Origin of the sequence: Aureimonas psammosilenae, from assembly GCF_009176975.1 — a bacterium.
GTDB lineage: Bacteria > Pseudomonadota > Alphaproteobacteria > Rhizobiales > Rhizobiaceae > Plantimonas > Plantimonas psammosilenae.
The window spans coordinates 1-24,861 of sequence record NZ_WEZG01000006.1; the positions used below are offsets into that span (position 1 = coordinate 1).

A 24,861-nucleotide genomic window follows, 5' to 3' on the forward strand; every position below is an offset into this window, starting at 1 on the left:
GCGAGAGCGGGAAGTCTTCCGCGCCGTACATGAATTCGAACAGAGAGACGGCGGCGATCTCAGCGGAACTGAAACCGGTTGCGAGTTCACGAATGCTGCGTTCGATTGCGTCGCTTCGATCGCATGAAGCATCCATCTCAGCATCGAGGTGCGGCAAGCCGACCTTCCTTTGCTCTTCACGCTGCTGGCGAACGCGGCCTATGACCTCGCGGACCGTCTGATAGCCACGCAGGCGAGCGGCGCGGCGCTTCTCTCCGAACACGGGCGCGGGTTTCAGCACCGTCATGGTGCCGTCCTCATTCCGGACGACGAACGGCCCGTCGTAGATGGTCTCGCGCGCGGCTTTCCAGGCATCATGCAGCGAGGGGCGGATCAAGACCTTGATGCCCGACTGTTCAGGATTTGGCACCAAAGGCTCGGCCAATTCGGGCCAACCGACGATAATGCCCCCTCTGCTGCCGTCCGGGTTCATCTCTCTCGGACCAGGCTTCGCCCAGGCAGGAAGGCGCGCATCGGCTTGCTTACGTTCCGAGGAAAGAGCCCAGTATCGCCGTTTCTCGGCAAGATAGTCCTCGAAAAGAGCGTTGATGGCGCTCGACTTGTCGTCGGGGATCGCCTGGGCGGCAACGGCGATACCACCGGACGCGATCGCAGCAGCCCCGACACCGGCAGTCGTGCTGAGGAAGGAGCGGCGGGTGACGACGGGCAAAGCTTCGCCGGTCGCCTGGATGGAGGCGTTTTGCATACTCTTGCTCTACTCAATGATTTCGACTAATGTGATCTATATCGCTCATATCGAGCGCGTGTCAATCACTAGCGATCATAATGAGCGATAAATATCACGCAACTGGTCGTCAGATTGCAGCAGGACGTACATTGGCTGGGATTGCTCAAGCTGAGTTGGCGTTAAGCGCGAGCATTTCAGTACCGACCCTACGTCGAATGGAAGCTAGCGAAGGTCCTGCAAACGGAATGGCGAATAACGTAGCCGCCGTCATGCGGGCCCTCGAAGCCGCAGGCGTCATCTTCATAGCGGAGAACGGAGACGGGCCGGGGGTGAGGCTGCGGAAAGATCCTGCGGCATCGTGAGTTCGGCGAAGGCCTACTTGTTTCTCATTGCCGCGATCGTTGCCGAGGTAATCGCTACGACGGCCCTCGCCCGCTCTGACAGCTTCTCACGGCTCGCACCGAGTTTGATCGCCGTTGTTGGCTACACCGCAGCGTTCTGGTTTTTATCCTTCCCGCTTCGCGCAATGCCGACAGGCGTGGTCTATGCGATATGGTCGGGACTAGGCATTGTCCTGATCACGATGGTAGCTTGGTTTTGGTTTAAGCAGACGCTGGACGCTCCAGCCATTGTTGGGCTTGGCCTTATTATGGCCGGCGTGCTCGTCATCAATCTGTTCTCGAAATCCATGCCGCATTGATGACTATTGATGTCGAGGTCAAACTCGGACGATACCGGCGTAGAACGAGGTTGTGGAAGGCTTGAGCACATCAGGACCGAGAGTTACCGGGCGCCATGGAGAGGCCCCCCGAGCAGACTAAATTCCAGCATTGTGAAACATGCTATCTGAGTAGATAGCTATAGAACCTAGGGACGATAAAATTGCGCGCCTGACGAGCGAGGAATTATAGGTGCGAATAATAACCTATTGATCGTCAACAACTGCGTTTGTCGATATCAGGTAGGCCTTGCAATCAGTTGACGTCTGAGTAGTCCGGCTCCCCGCTAAAGACCGCTGCCTACGGCACTAGACCATGTGGCAGAGTGCAGTGAACTTAATCATCTGTCCATAATATCGGTACGATACCGACCGCACCTGCAAAGCCAGCCGATGCATGCTGGCGGAAAGGCGCTGTGTCGCCATGCTGAAGAACTTCCGGATCTCTACGAAGATCATCGCAACCGTTGTTGGGGTGAGCTTTATTGGCCTGGCGTTGTCCAGCCTCGCCGCCCTTCAGATTGCCAGGATCGACCGGGAGTATTCCCGACTGGTGACTGACCAAGACACAGCTGTCGTGGATCTTGTACGAGCTGGTCGAAACGCAAGCGAAATTGCCTACGCATCATACAAGGTTTTCGCCTACGACGGCGCAAGCAACGAAGCGAAGGTTGCAGCCAACATGCGCGTTGAAGCCATCAACGCTACGGGTGCACTATTAGACGATGTTTCGAAGGCTTTTCCAGACAGCGAAGAAGCTGTCGCCAAGATCAGATCTGAATTCAACGAAATCATCGATCTATCAAAGCAGGTCGTTGCAGCCGGGTTGACCAATCAGGACGCGGTAGCGAAGCCCATTTTGGGCGAGCTCGATCTCGCCAGCTTACAATTTGCCTCAGACTACCGCGAACTCCGGGATCGGTTCCTCAAGGAAACACAGTCAGAGGCGGATCGCCTGACATCTAGCACCTGGTCCACGATCTATATCCTGGTGGCCGGTACGCTTTTGGGCATGATCTTCGGCATCTTTGGAGCGATCACTGTCGCTTCGAAGGGCATTACAAAACCTCTATCCCTGCTTTCCAGCAGAATGAAAGACCTTGCAGAAGGTCATCTAGACGTCGCCGTTGAAGGCACAGACCGCCGTGACGAAGTAGGCGCGATGGCGAAGGCTGTGCAGGTATTCAAAGACGCGGCGCACCAAAATAAGCAGTTGGAGCTGGAAGCGGCTACCGCTCGTGACGCGCAGGCAACGAGCCGGGAACGGCAGGCAGCGATCGACAACGCGAAGGCGGAAGATCTTCGTGTGTTCGTCCACGCCGTCGAGGCCGGCTTTGACAGGCTCTCCTCCGGCGATCTGACGGTCCGAATGAACGAAGCCGTCGCCTCCGAGTTCGAGCCGATCCGCGCCAAGTTCAATGCCTCTGTTGAGCAGCTCGAAGACACGATCGGCTCGGTAGTAGGGGCCGTTGGATCAATGCGCGTTGGCCTCAACCAGATCACTGTGGCCGCAAGCGATTTGTCTCAGCGCACGGAGCAGCAGGCTGCGAGCCTTGAGGAGACAGTGGCCGCGTTGTCCGAAGTTGCCCGTGGCGTGAACGGTACGGCGCAAAGCGCGGACGACGCTCGCGCGGCCGCAACCTTGGCACAAAGGGAAGCCGAAAAGGGCGGCGCGGTGGTCGCACAGACGGTAGCGGCAATGGCTCAGATCGAAACGTCTTCTAACAAGATCGGCAACATCATTTCGGTCATTGACGAGATCGCCTTCCAGACGAACCTCCTTGCACTCAATGCGGGCGTGGAGGCGGCGCGCGCCGGTGAGGCTGGCCGGGGTTTTGCGGTGGTAGCACAGGAAGTGCGCGGACTGGCGCAGCGTTCGGCGGAAGCGGCGAAAGAGATCAAGGACCTCATCTCGACTTCGTCAGCGCAAGTTGCAGCAGGCGTAGAGCTGGTATCCGCCTCGGGCCGCTCGCTCGAGCAGATCGTGGCGCAGGTCGGAGGTGTTGCGACCGTCGTCGCCGAGATGGCGCACTCCGCGCGCGAACAGTCGGTCAGCCTCCGCGAAGTCTCCACTGCTGCCGACCAGATGGATAAGGTCACGCAACAGAACGCGGCAATGGTGGAAGAGACGACGGCCGCCGCGCAATCGCTTTCCAGCGAAACGGAAGAGTTAGCGCAACTAACCGAGCGCTTTCAGACAGCCGCCGGAGCGAACGGGGCCTCCGCCGCCAGGGGTGCCAGAGCATCCGCATCGCCGCGCTCTACTGTGCGCAACGCTTCCGTTCCCGTCCGACAAATGCGCCAAACCGAGCAGACGCGGACCGCCCGAGACGAATGGGCGGAGTTCTGAGCCCACCGCGAGCAGTGACGTTCGAGAACCACTTGGAGCGCAACTGGCGCATATGACATGGGGCGCGTCGGCTTCGGCTGGCGCGCTTCCCTGCTAGATTGGCAGAGCGGGGTGGTGCCGATGATGAGCAGCAGACATTACGACGAAAACCGAAGCTGAACCGCTAATCCGCAACCTATACCATCAATGGGCGAAGGAAACGAATGCTTCGGCGATACCGGATAGCCATCCCAGCTTTTCGACCTCTGCATCATGGCTTGAGGCCGGAGGCTTAGGATCTCTTCTCCAGTTCCAATCTAGAATTGGACCGCAGGAGGATGCAGAGCGGTGGTTCGATCAGGCGCTCAAGCAAGCGTGGCGCTCGTAACCTTTGTCGGCTGCGGTGAAAGAGGTGGGGAAGCACCAGAACGCATGGTTGACGCAGCCTATTCAATACAATCCTCTCGCGTAAGCAGAGGGAAGTTGCCGACGAATGATTTTTGATCCAGCACTAAAGGTCATTGACCCTGATCACCAAATTTTCGTTCTGCACCCCGGGGACGGAAAGCGTTTTTATAGCGATTTCCGCCATTTCGATGCGGTTTTTTTAGATCTTCCCGGCGCCAACCTACAGAGTGCGCCTGATCTGACCTCGCCGGAGGTACGAAATCGTTTGCGGCTGGCAAGAACTCTCGCTGCTTGGAACCGCCAGCGGATCAAGCCAGATCGCCCCTCTACGGACCTAAAAGATTACGAGGCTGCGACAGCTAAACCTGCACGTTTTATGCGCGAAGCCGAGACCCTGTATAAAAGCGCAAAGCCAGGGGATCTAATAATTATCCCAGGTTCCGGCTACAACACTGACGTAATGCTGGCCGAGTTCACGGAGGAATTTGACCCCAAGTTCACTGTACGTCCTGGTCGCTATATTGATCCCGTGCCTGCCCGTCGGGTAAAGTTTCTCGACAGAAACCAACCAAAGTATGAATTTGGTCAGCGTCAGATACAGCTGATGCAAAACCGACAGGCGTTGATACGTGTTCATGAGGACGCCTCACGACATGAATTCTACGAGCACGCGTATGGGGATTACGTTTACGGCGATCGTTCTGGAACTTTCATGGAGATTACGGAAAGTGTTGTAGATCAAAAGGACCTGACCGACGCACTTTTTCTAACAAATCTTTATGGGGCGATGTATGCAGCCCTGAAACAGAACAAGCTAGACGAATTTCTGGCTCTTGATCCTCAAGATGGCCTAGACGAGTTTTATAACTATGAAATGTTTGGCGACATCAGCATTGAGGTGCATTCGCCCGGCTTTTTCGGTAGACCGTTGCGAGATGCTGCGCTCGCTGGCTTCATATCGGCGATGACTGTTTTCGCCAGTTCTGCGGTAGACCCAGCCGATGCGGCTGGCGTCAGGATCCAGAACTCGGCAAACGCGACACGCTCGATCTGTGACGATGGATTGGAACGCGACATTCAGCAGAGTATGCGAATGGTTCTGAACGCCGACCTTTGGTGGCAAAAGGTCTGTAAAAAGCAGATGAGGGTGAATGATGCTGTTGGCCTTAAAACGAAGGCCCACCTTGCGGAAGACGTAGACGGCAAGCAACAACTGCCGCCAGCCGACATCGAAAATTGATCAATTAGTACCATATTTAAGAAGCCGGCATCAATTCTAAGGAGGGAGTGCGCTAGTTATGTCTGTCTTCACTCGCTTCGCGGATTGGGCACGTCAAAATTTCATCAAAACACTCTTAACGGTATTCGTATCAGGGGGTGGCACTGTGTGGGCCGCTTTCTATGGGCTCGAACAAGCGCGTATTGCTCGCTTCGAAGAGCGCATGCTTACCGCTTATGGGAACGTGTCAGGTTCCGCACAGGCAGTAGCGATCAATCTGGACAAACTTTCATACCAGTTATCGACGGGAAAGAAAACAGACGACGCGCTGCGAAGAGACCTGAGCGGAGAACTTGTCAAAATGTACGGAGCGCTCGAGACGTTCAAGCTCGGACTTGATCCGGACAGCATTGAGAAGATTTCATCGTATCAGGCAGCCCTGACCAATTTGAAAACGGAGATACTGAAGACGAAGAAGATAGATGACCTGCAATACCTTGCTAGCCGTTTTGCAGACACCGAGCGTGCATTCGCTTCCGCTAAACCGGTGATTGAACGTCAGATCGGCGTGTCGCTCGTGAAGGGCTGAGTGACGGCCTGCCCATATTTTTACTACACCTTTGGGTTATATGGCACCATTCGGAGTTATGCCGTCCGGGTGTCCGCTGGCCGCAACTCGGTGATGTTACCTACATCTGATGGCGTCAGGTACGCTGCCCAAGCCTCCATTAGCTGCCGGCGCTTCTCCAGCGCATCACCACGGCGATAGGCCCGCTCGACAGCATCGCCCACGTGATGTGCGAGCGCCTGTTCGGCGACCTCCCGTGGATAGCTCGTCTCGTTCCCACACCAGTCACGGAAAGCCGAGCGAAAGCCGTGCACTGTCACGTCCACCTTAAGCCGGCGGAGAAACATCATCATCGCCATGTTGGAAAGCGGCTTGCAGGGCTTCAGCGGATCGCGACGCTGGAGGCTGGGGAAGACAAACTCCTCGGTTCGCGCCTCGTGGAGTGCGCGCAGGATATCCACGACGCGCCCTGACAGCGGGACGCGGTGCTCCTTTCCGGCTTTCATGCGGTTGGCCGGGATCGTCCACACAGCCTTTTTCAGGTCAATCTCGCTCCATCGGGCACCCAATGTCTCACCCGAGCGCGCAGCCGTTAGGATGGTGAACTCAAGAGCTCGTGCTGCCAACGCCTCTGCTTCCCGAACACGAATGAGGAAAGCCGGCACGTCCTCGTAAGCCATGGCCGCGAAATGCGCGTCCGGCTGCTTTGGCGACGGCAGGATGTTCGATAGATGCCCGCGCCAAAGGGCCGGGTTCTCACCTGTTCGCCAGCCTTTCGCCTTGGCGAAGTCGAGAACACGTTCGATCCGGCCGCGCAGGCGGGAAGCTGTTTCGGTCTTCGTCTTCCAGATCGGCTTCAAAACCTTCAGAACGTCATCCGTGCTCACGAGCGAGATGCGCCGATCGCGGATGGCCTTGCAGTAGGACGGCCCGAGCGTCTGGTTCCACTGGTAGCGGTGCTTCTCGTTGCGCCACGATCCTTCCATCGAGGCGATCACCATGTCCGCGCATTCGCCGAAGGTCGGCTCGGCATCCTTCTCGCGCTCGGCGATCGGGTCTCTGCCTTCGGCAACGAGTTCGCGGCATTCGGCGGCCATCTTGCGGGCTTTGGCGAGCCCGATGCCGGGATAGGCGCCCATGCCCATCTCGCGCCGCTTGCCGTCCCGCGTCCACATGAACAGCCAGGACTTCGAGCCGGCAGGCGAAACGTTGAGGTAGAGCCCTGCCCCGTCCGAATGCCGGCCGGGCTTCAGGCTGCTCGACTTGATGCCGGTATCGGTGAGCTTGCTAGAGCTGCGCGCCATCCTTCCCCACTTCCTTCCCCACTTTGAAGTGGGGATGACCGGATATCATGAGGAACAACGGCGCACACCCAGAGAATGTCATACCATACGCGACAGGGCATTCAGACACATCAGCGAACGCCGGAATACATCGGTTCGGTGGTGCTTAGCTCCACCACTCCTTCATAATCTCCTCCATCTCGCATAACTCCCGAAGCATTCCTCCTTCTGGAATGTTTTCTCGGACCATCGCACTCCAACGCGACCTGATCGCCGTTCGTCGATACCGTCATCCTTCATGGATGCGCAGGCCCGGTCCGCGCAGCGGGAGTTTGCCGTCACGAATCGCCTGCAACAGGCTTTCGGCTTCGTCGCGGCCCCTTTGCCAGCGCGTTTCGAGCGTGGTGGCCGAATAGTCGAGGGCCTTGCCGACGATCTCGTCTTCCTGCCGCGCATAGGTCAGCTTGGCGAAGGTGATGCCGGGCTCCCCATGGGAAGCGTAGGCATCGCGCCAACGGGCCAGCGCATGGCGGGACTGCGCCGCGAAAAGGAGGTCCTGCATACGGCTTCCCGCTTCGCCGATCGTGCGGGGTCGGCGCTGCGCCAGCGGCAGGAGATCCACCGCGATGCAGAATGTCGCTCGCACCGGAGGGGTGACGAAGAACGGGTCGAGGGCGAGGTTGGCGGAAACTCCGCCATCCACCATCCATCGCCCGTCGATCTCCACGGGTGGAAACAGAACGGGAAGCGCGGCGCTGGCCCGCACATGATCGGCCTCAACCCGCCGCTCGGCGCTGTCGAACGCGACATCCTCGCCCGATTCGAGATCCACCGCCGTTGCCGTGTAGCGGCAGCCTCCCGTGTTGAGGCGGTCGAAATCCACGCTCGCAAGAAGCGTTCGCCGAAGCTGCTGGGTTTCATAGATCGCCGGCCCGGCGGTGCCGGACAGGACCGGACCGAACAGGCCCGAGCGCCCCACTGCCACCGTCCAGTTCGCCGCAGCCGTCCGGCGGAAGGTATCCGACGCGAAAGTCCACCCGAACCCGCCATCGAAGGGCGAGCGCCAGAATGCGCGCAGCGCTTCCACGCGGCGGGCGGGCTCGGTTCCGGCGATCAGCGCACCGTTGATCGCTCCGATCGAGGTGCCGACGATCCAGTCCGGTTCGAGCCCCGCCTCGTGAAGCGCTTCGTAAACGCCTGCTTGGAAAGCGCCGAGCGCGTTGCCGCCGCTGAGGATCAGGACGAGGTCGAAGTCGCGGCCCGCTTCCAGCCCCTCTCCTCGCATCACCGGCGCCGCGCGCGGCGCAGAGCGGCGCGGGCGAGAAGCGTGGCTGCAGCCGCAAGGGGCAGCGCCCATGCGGAAACGGGCAGTTTCTGGATCTGCAAAGCCAAACTGGAGCGGCGGGCGAGGACGTTCTGGCTTCCCCGGACGCTGCCGTCGGCGCGCGGCTCGTAGAGGTTGTCGCGCCTTGCCGGGTCGCCGGGGTCGTTTCGCTTCTGCTGCATTCGCGTTCCGACGAGTTCCATCATGAGATCGGTAAGGCGCGGCGCGAGAAGGGACCCGAGCGATCCGAACGGGCCGAAGCCGCCGGCATAAAGCTGGCGGCGCGGATGGGCGCAGGCGAAAAGCACCGCGTCGGCGACGACGCTCGGATGATAAAGCGGCGGCGGCAGGCGCGGCGGCGTGTCCATGTAGTTGCGCGCATGCTCGGGAAAGAGCGTGTCGATCGCGGCGGGCTTCACCAGCGTCACCGAGATATTGGCCCCTTCCCGTTCGAGTTCCATGCGGAGCGTGTCGGTGAGCGCCTGCACGGCGTGCTTGGTGGCGCAATAAGGCCCCTGCTGCAGGATCGCGCGATCCGACAGCATGGAGCCGAGATTGACGATGGCGCCGCCGCCCCGTGCCCGCAGGTGCCGCGCGGCGGCGAGCGAGCCGTGAAGGACGCCGAAATAGTTCACGTCGAAGATGCGGCGGTGATCGGCGACCGGCACCTGTTCCAGCGTGCCATAGGCGCCTGTCGCAGCATTGTTGATCCAACTGTCGAAACCACCGAAGGCGAGAGCGGCTGCCTCCGCGATTCGCTCGGCCGATCCTTCCTCGGCGACGTCCGCGGCCAGGATCGCGACGCGGCCTCCCCTCCTTTCGAGACGCGCCTTGAGTTCGGTGAGCGCCGCCGCGTTTCGGGCGACGAGAAAAACGGCCGCGCCGCGCCGCACCGCTTCCTCCGCGATCTCGAGCCCGTTTCCGCTGGTCGCTCCGGTGAGAACCAGGACCTGGTCGCGAAGGGGTTTCAGTTTCATGAGTTCTCGCTCGGGCTTCCGTCCGGCCCGAAGCCGGGCGGCGGGCGAACAACGGATGCGGCGCGTCTTCGATCCTTTCACTCCGGGCGAGGCGACCGGAGCGACGGCGAACCCTTCCTGGCCCTCGCCGCAGTTGACGCGGAGTATTCGTTAGCCGCTGAAGAATTGTCGAGGCTCTGGATTCAACGATAAAAAGGGCGGAACGCCGAAACAACTCGTTCAAAAACAACGGTTAGAAGAGCCGGCAGCATCTTTTTCCGGGGTTCCCGCAAAGGCCTTCGATCGGGAACACTCCGGCCTGCCCGATCATTTCTCCCAAAGATCGAGGCCGATAGGGCCAATGGCGCATCCAGCCGATCCGCCTTTCGCGTGCTTCCGCAGGCGGTCGGAATGTTCGGGAATCATGATGATGTCAAACGATGTCCTGTCGCAGGAAGCGATGGTTCTCCTGAAACAGTTGCGGAGCGCACCTTGCCTTGGTGCCTTCGACAGGGCCGCCGCCGAGGAACTCGTGTCCCGCGGCTTGGCCGTGCGGGTCCCCACAACCGGGGAGATTGAGGTCACCGAAGCCGGACGCGCCGGTTCGCTCGAATCCAAAGCGGAAAACGGTGCCGAGCGCTCTTCCGCCGCGACGGTGTCGAGCGTGGAGGACACCCCCCGGCAGGACGAAGCGCAGCCCTAGCGTTTCGGGGAATTGATGAAGATGCCGCGCAATTGTTTATTGCGATAATAAACCTTTGCGATTATGGTGCAGCCGTCCTCCCGCCGGCTGAAAGCCTCCTTGATGAGCGTCGCGCTTTTCCTGATTCCCGCGTCCGCACTTTCCCTCGTTGCGGGCGCAGGCCTTCTGCGCTTGGCCAAGCGTTACTGGGACGCCAGCCTTTGGCCGACCTGCTTCGACGAAGGGCGCTGAGGCTCGACGTTCAAGGTCCGCCCGCGACCGATCCGAGCACCACCATCACCAGATCGTCGAGATCGATCGCGCCGTTCACGGTGACGATCTCGTCGCTCGCCTGCACCTTCAGTTCCGAAGGCTTGTTGGCGGCTTGTCGCTTCAGTTCCTCGACGATGGCCTCGCGAATCTGACTCTCGGTGCTCACGATTTCTCCTCCGGGTGGCTGGTCGGAACATCGTCGGGATATTGCAGCCCGCCGGCGCTCGTTTCGTCCAGATCCTCTCCCTCGTCTTCGCCCTCCGCGGTCGAAGACGGCGTGGGGCGCAGTCTTTCGCCGGCTCCCCCGGTCTGCGTGCCCCGTCCGGTTCCGGGCGCGCCGAAGCTGCCCATGTCGATGAGGTCGTTGTCCATTCCGTCGAATTCCTCGGCCACCGTTTCGGCGTCGGCCGATTGGGCGGCGGCCTGCGGCGGGGCCGCGCGGCGCGTGTTCTCGTCGCCGAAGCCCGGCGCATCCGTTCCCTTCAATTCGCCCTTGCCTTGTTCGATCGCCATTCGCGTCTCCTCTTTGGCTGCATAAGCCGGGAAGGACGGTGCGCGTTCCGACGAGGCTTTCGCATGATCAGGACGGCGCGGAACCGATACCGGCGGAGCGCAGCGTTTCCATAACCCCGTTCAGCGTGATCTGGACGCCCACGCAAAGCAGCATGAAGGCCGCGAGGCGGCTGACGATCTGCGCCCTCGCCCGGCCGAGAAGGTCGGTGATCCTGTCGGCGAAGCGGTAGCTGATCCAGATCGTCAGGGCGACCGCGAGCGCGGCGGCGGATGTCGCGGCCAAGAAGACCGGGAACTGCCCCCCGAGACCCGGACGATTCGAACTCAGCGCAATGGCGACGGAGATGGTGCCGGGTCCCGTGGTCATCGGCATGGTGAGGGGAAAGAAGGCGGGGTCCTGCGCATCCATCGCCTCGCCGGCTTGGCTTTCCTTGCGCTCTTCCCGCGCTTCTGGGGCGTAGAGCATCTGCCAGGCGGCGGCGGCCACGACGATGCCGCCGCCGATGCGCAGGGCCGCGACCGTGATGCCGAAGAAGTTCAGGACATAAACGCCGAACCAAAGCGAGCCGAGGATCAAGGCGGCGGAATAAACGGCGATGCGCTTGGCCAGAACCACGCGCTCGCCATGGCTTCGCCCGGCCGTCAACTGGCCGAAGATCAGAGCGCCGCTCAAGGGATTGATGATGGAGAAGAGCGCCGAGAAGGCCAGAAGAAAGAACTGGGAAAAATCCAGCCACAGCGACATGCCATCATCCCCGCGAACGTGAAAACCCGTCATGACCTTGGGTGACGTATCGGATGGAAACGCGGCTCCATGCAACCCTTGCGCTTCCCAGGCGATTACGGGCCTGCCGACGGCTTTGCCGCAAGTCCGGCCCATCGTTTCGCGGCAGGGTATCCAAAGGATTTTCACGATGGTCCGTTGTCTAGGGCTCGCTGGCGCCGCCCTTCTTCTTGCGGGATGCACGAGCACCGTGGTTCCCTACGAGGCCTATGGCCCGGAGGAAGCGCGTTGCGCCTCGATCCGCCAGTTCACCCCGATCCACGAGCGCGGAACCCGCAAGGACCCCACCGCCGAGGCCCGCTCGCCTTGCTACGCCTATCCCGATCAAGCGCGGCCTGCCGGCTTCGGTCGAACCGGCACTCTTTATCCGCTGCGCGCCTTCGTGGATGCGGCCAACACGGATTGACGTGGCGACGCGCCGTTTCCAGCCCGGTCGAGACGTGGAAGACCGACGGAGATGCTTCGCTCGCGAAGTATATTCCGTCCATCCTTCATAGACCTGTCATGGTTCACCGCCATAAGGTCACCAGGCATTCTGGTCCGGGCGATGCCCGACGTCCGACCCGTCCTGCGACGCACCGGACCGATTGCCCACTCCCGTCATGACGCCCTGCAGGCAAGCATCACGCAGATGCTCACCGGTGACGAGTGCCGTCCATCTCGTCGGCGCGAAACGCTCTTCCGGCCTTTTCTTCCCGCTCTCCGAGCCATCCCGAACCGCCCGCTTCAGTTGCAATCCCTGCGACGGAAAAGCCTTCCGATTCAGCTAGCTAAAGGCGGACTCACTCAACGTTAAGAGAAGCCCGTCTAGTCTTGAACCGCTCGAGGCGGCATGGGACCGGTTTTTGCGAGCCTTCAAGGGACGGCACAGGTGAGCTTGCTGAATCGACTGAGCCTTGCGCGCAAGATCGGACTATCCTTCGTTCTTCTTCTTGCCGTCGTCCTCGCGATGGGGGGTGCCATCTATGCCAACGCCCTGTCGGTGAACCGGGAAAGCGAAAGCGGGATCGCCCATGCCGAAATGCAGCTTGTGGCGGCCGATCTGCGTTTCTCCATGACCCGCCAGGAGAATTCGCTGCGCGGTTACCTTCTGACGCGCGACACCTATTATTCGGAGCGCGTCCTGAAACATAACAAGACCTTTCTCGGCTTCCTCGACGAAGCGCGGAAGGCAGCGGCCGGGCGTCCCGAAATCCTCCCCAAGCTCGCCGAACTCGAAACCCACATGAACGGCTGGCTGAACGACATCGCCAAGCCGGCGCTCGCGCTCGGCGCCGACCCGGCGCGAACCGCCGAAGCCGTCGCGCTCGTCACCTCCGACAAGGCGGGCACCTATCTCGATCCGTCCGAAGCGATCGTCGACAATCTTCGTGGGTCCGAGAAGGACGCCTTCGTGGGCGCGGCAGCGGACCTGAAATCCAGCAACCAGACGATGCTTCTCGTTCTGGTCGCCGGCTTCGGCTCGCTTTTCGCCGTCGCCGTGGTTCTGGCATTCGCTCTGGACCGCTCGATCGCGCGTCCGATCAAGGCCTTGCGCGACACGATGGCGAAGCTGTCCGGCGGAGACGGCACCGTCGCCGTTCCGGCCGTCGAGCGTCGCGACGAGATCGGGTCGATGGCGCGGGCGGTTCAGGTGTTCAAGGATGCAGGGTTGGAGCGGACGCGGCTGGAGGAGGAAGCGCGGGCTTCGCGCGAAGCGCAGGCCACGAGCGCCGAGCGCCAGGCCGTGATCGACAATGCCAAGGCCGAGGACCTTCGCGCCTTCGTGCACGGCGTCGAGGCGGGCTTCGAGCGGCTGGCGGCGGGCGACCTGACGGTGCGCATGGACGGGGCGGTGGCGCCCGAGTTCGAGCCGATCCGCCAGCAGTTCAACGCCTCCGTCGCACAACTGGAAGGGGCCATCGGCTCGGTGACGGGCTCGGTCGGCTCCATCCGCGGGGGCTTGAGCGAGATCACGGTGGCGGCGGGCGACCTGTCGCAGCGCACCGAACAGCAGGCCGCGAGCCTGGAGGAAACCGTGGCGGCGCTGGCCGAGGTGATGCGCGGCGTCAACGGCACGGCGGAAGCGGCGAGCGAAGCGCAGGGAACGGCCGGCTCGGCGCAGCGCTCGGCCGACAAGGGCCGCGCCATCGTGGAGCGGGCGGTGGCGGCCATGGACGGCATCGAGCGCTCGTCGGACCAGATCGGCAAGATCATCGGCGTGATCGACGAGATCGCGTTCCAAACGAACCTTCTCGCCCTCAATGCCGGGGTCGAGGCGGCGCGCGCCGGGGAAGCCGGCCGGGGCTTCGCGGTGGTGGCGCAGGAAGTGCGCGGGTTGGCGCAGCGTTCGGCGGAAGCCGCCAAGGAGATCAAGGACCTCATTTCGACCTCGTCGGGTCAGGTTCGCGAGGGCGTGGATCTGGTGACGGCTTCGGGCAAGAGCCTGGAGGAGATCGTGGACACGGTGGGCGCCATGGGCCGCCTCGTGTCGCAGATCGCGGGCGGCGCGCGCGAGCAGGCGGTGGCGCTTCGCGAGGTGTCGGTGGCGGCCGACCAGATGGACAAGGTCACGCAGCAGAACGCGGCCATGGTGGAACAAACCACGGCGGCCGCGCAGAGCCTGTCGCGCGAAACGGAGGATCTGGCGGCCGGCATGGAGCGCTTCCGCACCGGCTCGGCGGCCAATGCCGGCAGCGTGGCGGCGGCAAGGCGCGCTCCCGCCGCGCCCGCTCCGATGCGCCGGGCTCCCGCCCCTCGCGCATCCGCACCGCAGATGAAGCCCCTCGCCCAGGCCCAGTCCCGGCAGGACGACTGGGAAGAGTTCTGATCGGGCCGAGGAGTTTCGGCCCCCATCCTCGTCTTCGCTCTCCATCGAGACCGGTTTGATCTTGCCGGTCTCGATCCTCGCCCCATTCTGGCAACCGTGGGCGGCCGGAAAACGGTTTTCCGGAACGCGGAGGTCGATGAGGCATGAGCGAACTTCGGGGCAATGTCGCGCTCGTCACGGGCGCGGGATCGGGCATCGGCCGGGCGATCGCGCTCGCCTTCGCGCGCCAAGGCGCAAGGCTCGGCATCTGCGACATCAACGAGGCGGGCGCGGCGGCGACAGTGTCCCAGATCGAGGAGATCGGCGCCGAGGCCATCGCCGTTTCCATGGACGTCGCCGACGAAGCAGCAGTGGAGCGTGGCACGGAAGCGGTCGCGGCCCGTTTCGGCCGGATCGACACGATGGTGTCGAATGCCGGCATCCAGATCGTCCACCCGATCGAGGAGTTCCCCTACGCCGAATTTCGCCGGATGATCGACATCCATCTCGGCGGCGCTTTTCTTCTCACCAAGGCCTGCGTCCGGCACATGTACCCGCAAAGGTCTGGTTCCCTGATCTATATGGGCTCGGTCCACAGCCATCGCGCTTCGCCGTTGAAGAGCGCCTATGTCGCCGCCAAGCACGGCATTCTCGGCCTGTCGCGCACCATGGCCATCGAGGGCGCCAAGCATAACGTTCGCTCCAACGTCATTTGCCCCGGTTTCGTGCGAACGCCTCTCGTCGACAAGCAGATTCCCGAACAGGCCGAGAAACTCGGGATCAGCGAGGCGGACGTGATCGCCAAGGTGATGCTGAAGGACACGGTGGATGCCGAGTTCACCACGCCCGAAGACGTCGCCGACACCGCCGTGTTTCTCGCGGGCTTCCGCTCCAACGCCTTTACCGGCCAGTCGATCACCGTCAGCCACGGCTGGCATATGGGCTGAAGGAGCCTTCCGAACCATGGTCATCACCATTCAGCCGCTGATCGCGCTCATCGCCGGGATCTTGATCCTCGTGATGCCGCGCCTCCTGAACTTCATCGTCGCGATCTATCTCATCGTTGTCGGCGTCACCGGCCTGTTCGGCCCGCAGCTCGGGCTTTGAACGCCTTCCCGCCCCCTGCATCCAAGCCCCGAGAAGGAGCGTGAAACGAGGATGACGAGCGCCAAAACGAGAGTCGCCATCCTCGGCGGCGGGTCCGGTGGCCTGGAACTCGCCTGCGCCCTCGCCTCCCGCAGCACCTTCGACGTGACGCTGGTGGACCGGGTCGGCGCCCATCTCTGGAAGCCGAGGTTGCACGAATTCGCCGCCGGCACGGTGGATACGTCGCTCACCGAGATCAGCTTCTACATGCTGGCCGGAATGCGCGGCTTTCGCTTCGAGCAGGGCGAGGTTTCCGCCATCGACCGCGCGACGCGCCACGTCGTCCTGAAGCGGTTCGAGGATGCGCGCCAGGAAACCGTCGCGCCGGAGCGCTCCATTCCCTTCGATCGCTGCGTCGTGGCGCTCGGCGGCATCACCGCCGATTTCGGCACGCCCGGCGTGAAGGAACACGCCTATGCGCTCGACACGCGCGACGATGCCGATGCCTTCCGCCAGACCTTCGTCGCCCTGATGATCGGGGCGCGGGAAACCAAGCGACCGGCGCGCATCGTCATCATCGGCTCGGGCGCGACGGGCACCGAGCTCGCCGCCAATCTCCGTCAGGCCGAGGACAGCTTCTTCGAGCGCGATGGCCACCCGGAAGACCGGGACCGGCTCCTGCGCATCACCATTCTGGAAGCGGCGCCCGAGATCATGCCGGGGTCCGAAACGAAGCTGCGCGCCCGCGTTCTGGAGCGGCTCGACGCGCTCGGCATCGATGTCGTGACCAACGCCAAGGTCTCGGAAGTCGAGGCGGGCGCGGTGAAAACGGCGTCCGGCGCGAGCTATCCATCCGACGCCACCATGTGGGCGGCGGGCCTGATCGGCATTCCGGTTCTCTCCAGGCTCGCCGATTTCGCGATCGACAAGAAGGGCCGCATCCTCGTGGACGACCGTCTGCGCTCGACGGTCGATCCGCTGATCCACGTGATCGGCGACGCCGCGAGCCTGACGCCAAAGGGTGCCGAGCGGCCGCTTCCCCCGACCGCGCAGGTCGCGAGCCAGGAAGCCGCTTATCTCGCCAAGGCGCTTCCGAAGATCGTGGCCGGCGAAGAACCGGCACCCTTCCACTACAAGAACAAGGGTCAGCTCATCTCCTTCGGCAATGCGGGCGCGGTGGGCGTTCTGGGCGGCCGCAAGAAGAAGGAGGATTTCCTGATCCACGGCCAGTTCGCCATGGCGGCCTACAATGCCCTGGAGCGCGACCACCAATGGACCGTGCTGGGGCCGTTGCGCGGCTCCGTCGCGATCCTCGCCGACATGATCATGCCGACGAGCGGCCCGGCCTTGAAGCTCCACGGCTGATGCTTCTCTCAGCCGTCCGGCGCGCGCTCGCCGATCTTCCTTCACACCCTTTCCGTGCCGCCCTTTGGAAGTCGCTCGGCCTCACGGCGCTCGTTCTCGTCGCGCTCTGGTTCGCGGTGGAGACCGTCTTCGCTTCCGCGATCGCGCCCTGGCTCGGGCAGTTCCTGCCCGAACCGCCGGCCTGGGCGAGCGGAGCCGAAACGCTTGCCGGATGGGCGGCGGGTTTGGCGCTCGCCATCGGCCTCCTGTTCCTGATCGGGCCCGTCAGCGCCGCGATCGCCGGGCTTTTCCTCGACGACGTCGCGGCGGTGGTGGAACGCGAGCGCTATCCCGGCGCCCCGCCCGGCCGCGAGATGCCTCTCCTGCCGGCGCTTTGGCTGTCGGTGAAATTCTTCGGCGTGGTGGTGCTCGGCAATCTCCTCGCCTTCGCGCTCCTCCTCGTGCCGGGGATCAACCTCGTCGCCTTCTTCGCGGTCAACGGCTATCTTCTCGGGCGCGAATATTTCGAGTTCGCGGCCATGCGCTATCGGCCGGAGGAAGAAGCCAAGGCCATGCGCCGCCGCAACAGGGCGACCGTCTTCGCCGGCGGCGCGGCCATCGCGCTCTTTCTGGCGGTGCCGATCCTCAATCTCCTGACGCCGCTTTTCGCCGCTGCGCTGATGGTGAACCTCCACCATCTCGTCTCACAGCGCGAGGGAGGTCTCGCCCTTCCCAGACCAACAGCTTAGGAGGCCGTTTTTTCCGCCGCAGCCTCCGATACCGCGCCGCCGCCTTGCGGCGTGCCCTGAAGGCCGGGGCCATGGACCGGCAGTTGCACGAGCGGCGCGGGAACGTCGTTCCACTTCTCGTCCGCCCGGCAAAGATCGGCGATGATGCAGGCCGCGCAATCAGGCTTTCGCGCCTTGCAGACATAGCGGCCGTGCAGCAGCAGAAGATGGTGCGCGTCGCGCAGGTATCGCGGCGGGATGATGGGCACGAAAGCGCGCTCCACCTCGTCCGGCGTTTTGCCGGGCGCGATCTTCAGTCGGTTGCCTATGCGGAAGATATGCGTGTCGACGCCCAAGTGTTCTTCGCCGAAAGCCGTATTGAGAACGACGCGCGCGGTTTTCGGCCCGACGCCCGGCAGCGCTTCCAGGGCGGCGCGATCCTGCGGCACTTGGGCACCGTGCTTTTCGATCAGCATCCGAGAGAGCTTCACGAGATTGCGCGATTTCGTCGGCGCGAAGGTGACGTTGCGAATGATCCCGGCCAGTTCCGTTTCGTCCATGGCGGCCATGGCTTGCGGCGTGTCGGCCAGCGGAAAAAGCTGGCGCGTCGCGCGATTGACGCCGACATCCGTCATCTGCGCCGACATCACCACCGCGCAAAGCAGGGTGAAGGCGTCGTGGTGTTCGAGTTCCGAGGTCGGCTCCGGACGCTGGAATGCCAAACGCCGGAAGATTTCCTCCACCTCGGCGGGCGAATAAGGGATGGGCACCGGCTGGGGTCTCTTCTTCGCGGGCGCGACACGAGACGATCTGCCGCCGGCCTTCGGAGCCGCCTTGCGCTTCGCGGTTGGAGGTTTTTCTGCCATGCTCGCCTATATCTCTCTTCCCTGATGGAATGCGAGGCCGCGAGATGGCGCATGACACCAGCGACCCGGACACGCCGATCTTCCAGGCGCTTCTGACCCCCTATCGATCGCTCGGGGCGCGCGGCTTTCGAATCATGATGCTCACGCTCGGTGCCGTCAGCCTCGGTTCGGGCGTGCTTTTCGTGGCGAATGGCGCATGGCCGGTGGTCGGCTTCTTCGGGCTCGACGTTCTTCTCCTATGGCTCGCCTTCCGGGCGAGCTACCGTTCGGGCCGGGCGAGCGAGGAGGTGCGCGTCAGCCGCACCAGTCTCGACATCCGGCAGGTTTCGCCGGCGGGCCGGGTGCGCGAAGCGCATTACAATCCGTTCTGGACGCGGTTTTCCGTGTCGCGCCACGAGGAGATCGGCATCACCGGAATGCGCGTTTGCGGCGAGGGCCGGGAAACGCCGATCGGCACATTCCTCAACCCTGACGACCGCGAAAGCTTCGCCAACGCCTTTTCCCGCGCCCTTTCGGCTGCCAAGCGGGGATGACGAGCCCTTCAGGAAATCGGGTGGCGGGATGCTCATGCGCGTGATCTGGTGGTGCGAACGAACGAGGAGTCCGCCATGTTTCACGCCAGAGAAGACACAGAGCCCTCCCATGTTCCAGCCATGAAGGTGCTCGCTGCCTGCGATCCCCTGCCCCGGCCGGAATGTACCGACTACGAGACGGTGCGGCGTGCGATCGAGTTCATTTCCAACACCTATCGCAGCCAGCCCTCGCTCAGCGAAGTGGCAGAAGCGGTAAGCCTGTCACCGGCCGACTTGGAGGCTCTGTTCCGGCGCTGGTCGGGCCTGACGCCGAAGGCTTTCCTCCAGGCCGTAACCATCGACAAGGCGCGCGAGCTTCTCGGCCAGGGAGCGTCGCTCTTGGATGCCGCCTTTGATGTCGGCCTGTCCGGGCCGTCCCGCCTCCACGATCTCTTCGTACGCCACGAGGCGATGTCGCCCGGTCTCTATAAAGCCAAGGGTGAAGGCATCGATCTCGCCCACGGCTTCGTGGACTCGCCCTTCGGCCGGGCCCTCGTCGTCGCCTCCGACCGGGGCCTCGCCTATATCGGTTTCTCGGAAGGCGGCGAGGCGGGCGATGCCCTGGCGCTGGAAGACATGCGCCGACGCTGGCCGAGAGCGCGCTTCCGGCAGGACGAGGCGGCGGTCGCCCCTTATGCCGCCCGCGCCTTCGACCCGGCCGAATGGGCGCGCGAGCGACCGCTTCGCGTCGTGATGATCGGAAGTGATTTCGAAATCCGCGTCTGGCAGACGCTTTTGTCGATCCCGGTCGGCGGCGCGACGACCTATTCCCGCATCGCCGAATCCATCGGCGCGCCCAAAGCGGCACGCGCGGTCGGCGCGGCGGTCGGGCGAAACCCGATTTCCTTCGTCGTGCCGTGTCACCGCGTCATCGGCAAAAGCGGCGCGTTGACGGGCTACCATTGGGGCCTGTCGAGGAAGCGCGCCATGCTCGGCTGGGAAGCCGGCGTTCTCGCCCGCGCCTGATCGCCGCGCGAGGGAACCTCGGCGTTTCCCAGAAATTCCATGCCCGTCTGTGGAAGGGAGACGGGCATGGCCAGGCACGCGCGCGGAGAGCGGCTTCTTCCCGAGGTAGAAGTGGAGGAAGCTTTCCGGCGTTTGAAACACGAGATGCCCGGCCGCACCCTCACCGCCAAGGGGCCGAAGGACCAGCCGGACGCGTTTCGCTCCGTCGTGTCCTGCATCCTTTCGGCCCAAAGCCTCGACCGCAACACGGCCGCCGCGACCGACAATCTCTTTGCCCTGGCGAAGACGCCGGACGAGATGCTGGCTTTGACGGACGAGGAGATGGCCGCCGCGATCCGCCCCTGCGGCCTCTACAACATGAAGACCCGCAACCTGAAGCGGCTCTGTGCGGCGCTGATCGAGGAGCACGGGCGCACCGTGCCGCAAACGCGCGAGGAACTGATGGCGCTGCCCGGCGTCGGGCGCAAATGCGCCGACATCGTCCTGAGCTTCACCTTCGACGCCGACGTGATCGCGGTGGATACGCACGTCAACCGCGTGTCGAACCGCATCGGCATCACGGACGAGCCCACCGCCGACCGCACCGCCGCCGCCCTCGTCCACCGCGCCCCGCCATGGGCGCAGCGCGACGGGCATTTCTGGCTGATCCAGTTCGGCAAGGCCGTGTGCCGCTCGCAGCGACCCCTTTGCGAAACCTGCTTCCTGAACGACCTCTGCCTTTATTTCACCGCCCAGAAGACGGTGATGGCCTGACGCGTCTCAGTAAATGGGGTTCCGCGAAGCACGAGCGGAACGGGCTTCATCGGCGACCGCAAAACCGGAACCCTCGCCTCCTGGAAACCACGGCGCGAGTTCACAATGGCGGCCGGACGCGGTACGCCAAGCCGTGCGCAGGCGATGGAAACGGTTTGCGGCTGCAACGGCCATCGCATTCGCCGCGGTGCTGGCCGCGACCGTCTGGATCGTGCCGTTCATCGAACGGGACGCCTGCCTGGACGAGGGTGGAGCTTGGATGGACGCTCGGTGCGTGCGCTGAGATTTCCGGGTCCGGCGGCAGGGCCGAGTTTATTTCTGAGTGAGCAGGCCTGCCACCGAGGCGCGAGGACCGGTTGAGATGGCTGCGGGATGGCTGGTCGAGGTCGAGGTTGAGGCCGGACGGGGCGAACTCGAGCCTTTGCTTTATACCGTGGCGTTAAACGACCACCGCGATGCCATGACGGCGGCGCAGAATGCGCCCGAAGTCGTGGCGCCCCGCATCCTTTTGGGCGGCAGGGCACCTCTTATCCACCGTTGCGTGCTGATCGGCCCGCTGCGATCCGAAACGATCCAACGGCTGGGATTGCAGCCCGGAAACGTCTGGAAACTTTGAGGGAGTTCGAATTCGCATGTCTGCCTATTCCCCCGACGATGCCGCCCGCGATCTCCTGGTGATTCTCGACCGCGCGCCAAAGGGCGCCATCGGCGGAGACTGGCACGCGACGACCCTGCAGGCGGGCCATTCCAGCCGGACCGGAGGCTACCGGGATCGGCAGGGCCAGCATGTCGAGGAAGCCTCGATCCGCGACCTCGACATCATCGACGACGTCATCGAGCGGCTGGCGGAGGGCGGCGGAGAGCCGTTCAACGCCGTCAGCATCACGTGGACGAAGGCACGGCTGCCGTTCGGACGCGGCACCGTCGCCGTGGAAACGCGGTTCGACGCCGCGCTCGTGCCGCGCGGCCCGGATGACCCGATCTTCGAGGCGGCTGCAACGGCGCGTCGGCGCTTCTGGACGGATCGCGGCGCAACCGATGTCCGGATCGTCGCCGACCGTGGGCAAGCGAACGGATACGGGCAGACGACGTGGTTCGGGCCGCACCGCCGCGCGCTCATCGTCCGCCAGCCGGGCGGGACGCTTCTCGCGACCGACGGCTTGTCGACGCCCTGGGCCGGGATCACCGAGCGCGAAAACGGGGTCGAATGCGAACTGGTCTTCTCGGACTGGGGCGACGGCGATCCCTCGCCGGAAGCGGTCGACCTTTGGGCCGGGGTGCTGATCGGCATCGGCGATCTCGTGGCGGACGGCTATCGCGTCCGCCGGGACGTCGAAACGCACGGCGCGATCCTGTTCTGCCGGCTCGGCCCCGAATGCCTTCCGATGACGCGGATGATCCTCAGCCTTGATGGGCGCGCCATCGACGGGCTTCCCTTCGGCTCCGCCGCGCTTCTGCGGGCAACGCCGGTCGCGGAGGACGAGGTCGCGGACGGCGATCCGGAGGAGCCATGGGCGGCGACGGCGGCTCGAAAGGCGCTGCGCCGGCGGGGCGCCGGCTCAGACTGACCCTCCGAGCGCCGGGTGTCGCGGCACCGCTGAAGGCGCAGACGGGATGGGCACCGAAGATCGCATGCCGAACGACTTCCGGCAGGCGACCGGCGAGGGTCCCTCGCCCCCTGAATGCTGCGAAGCGATAGCTTCAGACCTGCCGCCATCGACGCAGAGTTCTGCTCCAATGATGAAGCTCGCCTCATTGCCGAAGAGAAACAGCGTCGCGGCGGCCACCTCGTCGGGACGTGCCATGCGGCCGAGCGGGATCAATAAAAAGGCGAAGGGACGAGCGCCGTCCAAAGTCGCCCGAAATCTTCAGCCTCGGGCTGACCGGGGCGCTGAACGTGCTCGACCCGGACGAGCGGGCCAGCCTTCGCCCGGCTGACCGACAAGCTATTGGCGGCTCCGACACCGCCGCCTGACCGCATAGCCGGGCGGACGCGGCCGAGAAGTCTCACCCGATGCGTCAATCCTGGTGGCGCGCCAGGAAGTCGCCCATCAGTGCGGCGACCTCCGCCGCATGCGTTTCCAGCGCGAAGTGGCCGGCGTCGAGGGGGTGAACCTCGGCATGGGGCAGATCGCGCCGGTAGGCTTCCGGCCCGGCTGGCAGAAAAGCCGGATCGTGGTGGCCCCAGACGGCGAGCAGCGGCGGTTGATGCTGGCGGAAATAGTGCTGGAAGTCCGGGTAGAGCGCTACGTTGCTTTCGTAGTCGCCGATGAGGTCGAGCTGGATCTCTTCGGCTCCGGGCCGCGCCATATAGGCGATGTCGAGTTCGTAGCCGTCGTGCGAAAGGCGGCTCGAGTCGGCCCCGGTGCCGTACTGCCAGTTGCGGATGGTATCGCGCTCGCAATCCGCTTCCGGCAACGCCACTTCTTCGCATGGCGGCGCAATTCGGCGGTGGCGCGACGCGTGACATATGAAACGAGGTGACGGTGCATTTCCCTTTCGACAACAGTTATGCGCGGCTCGGCGCTGCCTTCTCCCGCCCCACGACGCCGACGCCGGTTGCCGCTCCGCTGCTCTTGAAACTGAACCGGCCCCTAGCTCTCGAGCTCGGCCTCGACCCGGATGATCTGAACAGCGCCGAGGGGGCCGAAATCCTGGCGGGCAATCATGTTCCGCCGGGGGCCGAGCCGATCGCGGCGGCCTATGCCGGGCACCAGTTCGGGCATTTCGTACCGCAGCTCGGCGACGGACGGGCGATTCTCCTCGGCGAGGTGATCGACCGCCAGGACCGCCGCCGCGACATCCAGTTGAAGGGATCTGGTCCGACCGCCTTCTCGCGCAACGGAGACGGGCGAGCCGCGCTCGGGCCGGTGCTGCGCGAATACCTCGTCAGCGAGGCCATGGCATCGCTCGGGCTTCCCACGACGCGAGCGCTGGCGGCGGTCGCGACCGGCGAACCGGTTTATCGTGAGAAGCTTCTGCCCGGAGCGGTTCTTGCCCGCGTCGCCTCCAGTCATGTGCGGGTCGGCACATTCCAGTTCTTCGCGGCGCGAGGCAACGACGCGGCGATCGCCCGCCTCGCCGATCATGTGATCGAACGGCATTATCGCGAAGCGGCAACCGCGCCCAACCCCTACCGTACCCTTTTCGAATGCGTCTGCGAGCGTCAGGCCGTGCTGGTGGCGCGTTGGATGCAGGTCGGCTTCGTGCACGGGGTGATGAACACGGACAACATGTCGATCGCCGGGGAAACGATCGATTATGGCCCCTGCGCCTTTCTCGACACATACGATCCCGCGACGGTCTTCTCTTCGATCGACCGGACGGGCCGCTATGCCTACGCGAACCAGCCGGTGGTCGCGCGCTGGAATCTGGCACGCCTGGCCGAATGCCTGCTTCCGCTGCTTGATCCGGACGAGAAGAAGGCCGTAGAGACCGCGGAAGCCACCCTCGCAAGTTTCATGGAGGCTTTCGAGGCAGCCCATCTCGACGGTTTTCGGGCAAAGATCGGTCTGGAAACCTCGCGGACGGAGGACGGGGCGCTGATCCACGATCTCCTTGCGCTCATGGCGCGGGAAAAGGCCGACTTCACGTCGACGTTCCGCGGCCTCGGCAAGGCTGCCGAGAGCGAGGAGGCCGAGGCGGTCGTGCGGGCCCTCTTCGATGATCCGATCCGGTTCGACCAGTGGGCGATACGATGGCGCGCCCGCCTGAAATTCGAGTCGAGAAGCCCGGCCGAGCGCCGCCGCGCGATGGATGCGGTCAATCCGGCCGTCATTCCACGCAACCATCGCGTGGAGAAAGCGCTGGCGGCTGCGATGGCGGGCGATCTTGCGCCCTTCGAACGCTTGAACGAAGCATTGGCAAGGCCGTTCGAGGATCGACCGGATTTCGCCGAGTATGCCGGCCTGCCGCCGAAGCACGAGATGCCCTATCGGACTTTTTGCGGAACCTGACGACCCGAAACCGCGAGC

At 63.6% G+C, this 24,861-nt stretch carries 29 protein-coding genes and 1 pseudogene; 19 read left to right on the forward strand and 11 right to left on the reverse strand.

Translation table 11 applies throughout. The features are described 5' to 3' along the window. The coding region (locus F9929_RS12245) for a hypothetical protein (RefSeq protein WP_152046876.1) at positions 1-745 on the reverse strand (745 nt) is incomplete at its 3' end. An 80-nt stretch (positions 746-825) separates the two neighbouring features. On the opposite strand from F9929_RS12245, the gene F9929_RS24435 reads away from it, so the two are divergent. From F9929_RS24435 to F9929_RS12270, 5 genes are all read left to right on the forward strand, one after another. Beyond that, a complete protein-coding gene (locus tag F9929_RS24435) occupies positions 826-1,089 on the forward strand; it encodes a transcriptional regulator (protein ID WP_152046877.1) in 264 nt (87 codons plus the stop codon). Further along, positions 1,086-1,427 carry an SMR family transporter gene (locus F9929_RS12255; RefSeq protein WP_210251335.1) on the forward strand — a complete coding sequence of 114 codons (342 nt, stop codon included), beginning with the start codon at positions 1,086-1,088 and terminating at the stop codon, positions 1,425-1,427. The genes F9929_RS24435 and F9929_RS12255 overlap by 4 nt, the downstream gene beginning before the upstream one ends. Before the next feature lie 442 nt (positions 1,428-1,869). Further along, positions 1,870-3,795, forward strand: coding sequence for a methyl-accepting chemotaxis protein (locus F9929_RS12260; RefSeq protein ID WP_235919241.1), 1,926 nt, complete (start codon positions 1,870-1,872; stop codon positions 3,793-3,795). 472 nt (positions 3,796-4,267) lie between these two features. Beyond that, on the forward strand, positions 4,268-5,422 hold the full coding sequence (locus F9929_RS12265) for a hypothetical protein (protein ID WP_235919242.1): 1,155 nt from the start codon (positions 4,268-4,270) through the stop codon (positions 5,420-5,422). A 58-nt stretch (positions 5,423-5,480) separates the two neighbouring features. Next, complete coding sequence (locus F9929_RS12270) at positions 5,481-5,990, forward strand: hypothetical protein (protein ID WP_152046878.1); 510 nt, start codon at positions 5,481-5,483, stop codon at positions 5,988-5,990. Positions 5,991-6,046: 56 nt separating this feature from the next. Here the strand turns inward: F9929_RS12270 and F9929_RS12275 are convergent, their stop codons facing one another. From F9929_RS12275 to F9929_RS12285, 3 genes are all read right to left on the reverse strand, one after another. Continuing rightward, the gene (locus F9929_RS12275) at positions 6,047-7,273 is read right to left on the reverse strand and encodes a tyrosine-type recombinase/integrase (protein ID WP_152046879.1); all 1,227 of its coding nucleotides are present in this window, start codon (positions 7,271-7,273) and stop codon (positions 6,047-6,049) included. Between the two features lie 268 nt (positions 7,274-7,541). Beyond that, positions 7,542-8,537: a patatin-like phospholipase family protein gene (locus F9929_RS12280; RefSeq protein ID WP_193227732.1), complete on the reverse strand. Its 996-nt coding sequence runs from the start codon at positions 8,535-8,537 to the stop codon at positions 7,542-7,544. Continuing rightward, positions 8,537-9,553: an SDR family oxidoreductase gene (locus F9929_RS12285; RefSeq protein WP_152046881.1), complete on the reverse strand. Its 1,017-nt coding sequence runs from the start codon at positions 9,551-9,553 to the stop codon at positions 8,537-8,539. The genes F9929_RS12280 and F9929_RS12285 overlap by 1 nt, the downstream gene beginning before the upstream one ends. Before the next feature lie 403 nt (positions 9,554-9,956). Between F9929_RS12285 and F9929_RS12290 the strand changes: the two genes are divergently transcribed. Then, positions 9,957-10,235 carry a hypothetical protein gene (locus tag F9929_RS12290; protein WP_152046882.1) on the forward strand — a complete coding sequence of 93 codons (279 nt, stop codon included), beginning with the start codon at positions 9,957-9,959 and terminating at the stop codon, positions 10,233-10,235. Between the two features lie 102 nt (positions 10,236-10,337). Next, on the forward strand, positions 10,338-10,466 hold the full coding sequence (locus F9929_RS24685; protein ID WP_268915651.1) for a hypothetical protein: 129 nt from the start codon (positions 10,338-10,340) through the stop codon (positions 10,464-10,466). Positions 10,467-10,476: 10 nt separating this feature from the next. On the opposite strand, the gene F9929_RS12295 is transcribed toward F9929_RS24685, so the two are convergent. The 3 genes from F9929_RS12295 to F9929_RS12305 all read right to left on the reverse strand — a co-directional run bounded on the left by F9929_RS12295 (position 10,477) and on the right by F9929_RS12305 (position 11,745). Beyond that, positions 10,477-10,653: a hypothetical protein gene (locus tag F9929_RS12295; RefSeq protein WP_407922229.1), complete on the reverse strand. Its 177-nt coding sequence runs from the start codon at positions 10,651-10,653 to the stop codon at positions 10,477-10,479. Then, complete coding sequence (locus tag F9929_RS12300; protein ID WP_152046884.1) at positions 10,650-11,000, reverse strand: hypothetical protein; 351 nt, start codon at positions 10,998-11,000, stop codon at positions 10,650-10,652. Before F9929_RS12300 ends, F9929_RS12295 begins: the two co-directional genes overlap by 4 nt. A gap of 67 nt (positions 11,001-11,067) precedes the next feature. Next, on the reverse strand, positions 11,068-11,745 hold the full coding sequence (locus F9929_RS12305) for a MarC family protein (protein ID WP_152046885.1): 678 nt from the start codon (positions 11,743-11,745) through the stop codon (positions 11,068-11,070). Positions 11,746-11,914: 169 nt separating this feature from the next. On the opposite strand from F9929_RS12305, the gene F9929_RS12310 reads away from it, so the two are divergent. The 6 genes from F9929_RS12310 to F9929_RS12335 all read left to right on the forward strand — a co-directional run bounded on the left by F9929_RS12310 (position 11,915) and on the right by F9929_RS12335 (position 17,751). Continuing rightward, a complete protein-coding gene (locus tag F9929_RS12310) occupies positions 11,915-12,190 on the forward strand; it encodes a hypothetical protein (RefSeq protein ID WP_152046886.1) in 276 nt (91 codons plus the stop codon). A gap of 465 nt (positions 12,191-12,655) precedes the next feature. Further along, entirely contained in the window at positions 12,656-14,593 is a 1,938-nt protein-coding gene (locus F9929_RS12315) for a methyl-accepting chemotaxis protein (protein WP_193227733.1), read from the forward strand. Between the two features lie 143 nt (positions 14,594-14,736). Beyond that, positions 14,737-15,519, forward strand: a complete 783-nt coding sequence (locus F9929_RS12320) for a 3-hydroxybutyrate dehydrogenase (protein ID WP_152046888.1) — start codon at positions 14,737-14,739, stop codon at positions 15,517-15,519. A 16-nt stretch (positions 15,520-15,535) separates the two neighbouring features. After that, a complete protein-coding gene (locus F9929_RS12325; protein WP_152046889.1) occupies positions 15,536-15,679 on the forward strand; it encodes a DUF3096 domain-containing protein in 144 nt (47 codons plus the stop codon). A 51-nt stretch (positions 15,680-15,730) separates the two neighbouring features. Next, positions 15,731-17,023, forward strand: a complete 1,293-nt coding sequence (locus F9929_RS12330) for an NAD(P)/FAD-dependent oxidoreductase (RefSeq protein WP_152046890.1) — start codon at positions 15,731-15,733, stop codon at positions 17,021-17,023. After that, the gene (locus F9929_RS12335) at positions 17,023-17,751 is read left to right on the forward strand and encodes a sulfate transporter family protein (protein ID WP_152046891.1); all 729 of its coding nucleotides are present in this window, start codon (positions 17,023-17,025) and stop codon (positions 17,749-17,751) included. The genes F9929_RS12330 and F9929_RS12335 overlap by 1 nt, the downstream gene beginning before the upstream one ends. Here F9929_RS12335 and nth read toward each other — a convergent pair. Then, positions 17,748-18,596, reverse strand: coding sequence for an endonuclease III (gene nth / locus F9929_RS12340; protein ID WP_152046892.1), 849 nt, complete (start codon positions 18,594-18,596; stop codon positions 17,748-17,750). The genes F9929_RS12335 and nth overlap by 4 nt on opposite strands. A gap of 44 nt (positions 18,597-18,640) precedes the next feature. Here nth and F9929_RS12345 point away from each other — a divergent pair, with 44 nt between their 5' ends. The 3 genes from F9929_RS12345 to F9929_RS12355 all read left to right on the forward strand — a co-directional run bounded on the left by F9929_RS12345 (position 18,641) and on the right by F9929_RS12355 (position 20,887). Beyond that, positions 18,641-19,129 carry a DUF2244 domain-containing protein gene (locus tag F9929_RS12345; RefSeq protein ID WP_152046893.1) on the forward strand — a complete coding sequence of 163 codons (489 nt, stop codon included), beginning with the start codon at positions 18,641-18,643 and terminating at the stop codon, positions 19,127-19,129. Between the two features lie 120 nt (positions 19,130-19,249). Continuing rightward, complete coding sequence (locus tag F9929_RS12350) at positions 19,250-20,134, forward strand: methylated-DNA--[protein]-cysteine S-methyltransferase (RefSeq protein WP_193227756.1); 885 nt, start codon at positions 19,250-19,252, stop codon at positions 20,132-20,134. A gap of 66 nt (positions 20,135-20,200) precedes the next feature. Beyond that, a complete protein-coding gene (locus F9929_RS12355; protein ID WP_152046895.1) occupies positions 20,201-20,887 on the forward strand; it encodes an endonuclease III domain-containing protein in 687 nt (228 codons plus the stop codon). 6 nt (positions 20,888-20,893) lie between these two features. Here F9929_RS12355 and F9929_RS24005 read toward each other — a convergent pair whose 3' ends face one another. After that, entirely contained in the window at positions 20,894-21,109 is a 216-nt protein-coding gene (locus tag F9929_RS24005) for a hypothetical protein (RefSeq protein WP_193227734.1), read from the reverse strand. Positions 21,110-21,248: 139 nt separating this feature from the next. Here F9929_RS24005 and F9929_RS12360 point away from each other — a divergent pair, with 139 nt between their 5' ends. Continuing rightward, positions 21,249-21,503, forward strand: coding sequence for a hypothetical protein (locus F9929_RS12360; RefSeq protein ID WP_152046896.1), 255 nt, complete (start codon positions 21,249-21,251; stop codon positions 21,501-21,503). A gap of 16 nt (positions 21,504-21,519) precedes the next feature. Beyond that, the gene (locus F9929_RS12365; protein ID WP_152046897.1) at positions 21,520-22,455 is read left to right on the forward strand and encodes a hypothetical protein; all 936 of its coding nucleotides are present in this window, start codon (positions 21,520-21,522) and stop codon (positions 22,453-22,455) included. 141 nt (positions 22,456-22,596) lie between these two features. On the opposite strand, the pseudogene F9929_RS24440 reads toward F9929_RS12365, so the two are convergent. Continuing rightward, a pseudogene (locus F9929_RS24440) lies at positions 22,597-22,707 on the reverse strand (SDR family oxidoreductase); the annotation flags it as partial. A gap of 199 nt (positions 22,708-22,906) precedes the next feature. Continuing rightward, positions 22,907-23,305, reverse strand: coding sequence for an alpha/beta fold hydrolase (locus tag F9929_RS12375; protein ID WP_210251336.1), 399 nt, complete (start codon positions 23,303-23,305; stop codon positions 22,907-22,909). 62 nt (positions 23,306-23,367) lie between these two features. Between F9929_RS12375 and F9929_RS12380 the strand changes: the two genes are divergently transcribed. Beyond that, positions 23,368-24,843, forward strand: a complete 1,476-nt coding sequence (locus F9929_RS12380) for a protein adenylyltransferase SelO (protein ID WP_152046898.1) — start codon at positions 23,368-23,370, stop codon at positions 24,841-24,843. Positions 24,844-24,861: the final 18 nt, after the last annotated feature.

Coding starts and splice junctions, on each gene's coding strand:
- F9929_RS24435 (WP_152046877.1), top strand. CDS start 826: ATGAGCGATAAATATCACGCAACTGGTCGTCAGATTGCAGCAGGACGT.
- F9929_RS12260 (WP_235919241.1), top strand. CDS start 1,870: ATGCTGAAGAACTTCCGGATCTCTACGAAGATCATCGCAACCGTTGTT.
- F9929_RS12265 (WP_235919242.1), top strand. CDS start 4,268: ATGATTTTTGATCCAGCACTAAAGGTCATTGACCCTGATCACCAAATT.
- F9929_RS12270 (WP_152046878.1), top strand. CDS start 5,481: ATGTCTGTCTTCACTCGCTTCGCGGATTGGGCACGTCAAAATTTCATC.
- F9929_RS12275 (WP_152046879.1), bottom strand. CDS start 7,273: ATGGCGCGCAGCTCTAGCAAGCTCACCGATACCGGCATCAAGTCGAGC.
- F9929_RS12280 (WP_193227732.1), bottom strand. CDS start 8,537: ATGCGAGGAGAGGGGCTGGAAGCGGGCCGCGACTTCGACCTCGTCCTG.
- F9929_RS12285 (WP_152046881.1), bottom strand. CDS start 9,553: ATGAAACTGAAACCCCTTCGCGACCAGGTCCTGGTTCTCACCGGAGCG.
- F9929_RS12290 (WP_152046882.1), top strand. CDS start 9,957: ATGATGATGTCAAACGATGTCCTGTCGCAGGAAGCGATGGTTCTCCTG.
- F9929_RS24685 (WP_268915651.1), top strand. CDS start 10,338: ATGAGCGTCGCGCTTTTCCTGATTCCCGCGTCCGCACTTTCCCTCGTT.
- F9929_RS12300 (WP_152046884.1), bottom strand. CDS start 11,000: ATGGCGATCGAACAAGGCAAGGGCGAATTGAAGGGAACGGATGCGCCG.
- F9929_RS12305 (WP_152046885.1), bottom strand. CDS start 11,745: ATGTCGCTGTGGCTGGATTTTTCCCAGTTCTTTCTTCTGGCCTTCTCG.
- F9929_RS12310 (WP_152046886.1), top strand. CDS start 11,915: ATGGTCCGTTGTCTAGGGCTCGCTGGCGCCGCCCTTCTTCTTGCGGGA.
- F9929_RS12320 (WP_152046888.1), top strand. CDS start 14,737: ATGAGCGAACTTCGGGGCAATGTCGCGCTCGTCACGGGCGCGGGATCG.
- F9929_RS12325 (WP_152046889.1), top strand. CDS start 15,536: ATGGTCATCACCATTCAGCCGCTGATCGCGCTCATCGCCGGGATCTTG.
- F9929_RS12330 (WP_152046890.1), top strand. CDS start 15,731: ATGACGAGCGCCAAAACGAGAGTCGCCATCCTCGGCGGCGGGTCCGGT.
- F9929_RS12335 (WP_152046891.1), top strand. CDS start 17,023: ATGCTTCTCTCAGCCGTCCGGCGCGCGCTCGCCGATCTTCCTTCACAC.
- nth (WP_152046892.1), bottom strand. CDS start 18,596: ATGGCAGAAAAACCTCCAACCGCGAAGCGCAAGGCGGCTCCGAAGGCC.
- F9929_RS12345 (WP_152046893.1), top strand. CDS start 18,641: ATGGCGCATGACACCAGCGACCCGGACACGCCGATCTTCCAGGCGCTT.
- F9929_RS12350 (WP_193227756.1), top strand. CDS start 19,250: ATGAAGGTGCTCGCTGCCTGCGATCCCCTGCCCCGGCCGGAATGTACC.
- F9929_RS12355 (WP_152046895.1), top strand. CDS start 20,201: ATGGCCAGGCACGCGCGCGGAGAGCGGCTTCTTCCCGAGGTAGAAGTG.
- F9929_RS24005 (WP_193227734.1), bottom strand. CDS start 21,109: ATGAACGGCACGATCCAGACGGTCGCGGCCAGCACCGCGGCGAATGCG.
- F9929_RS12360 (WP_152046896.1), top strand. CDS start 21,249: ATGGCTGCGGGATGGCTGGTCGAGGTCGAGGTTGAGGCCGGACGGGGC.
- F9929_RS12365 (WP_152046897.1), top strand. CDS start 21,520: ATGTCTGCCTATTCCCCCGACGATGCCGCCCGCGATCTCCTGGTGATT.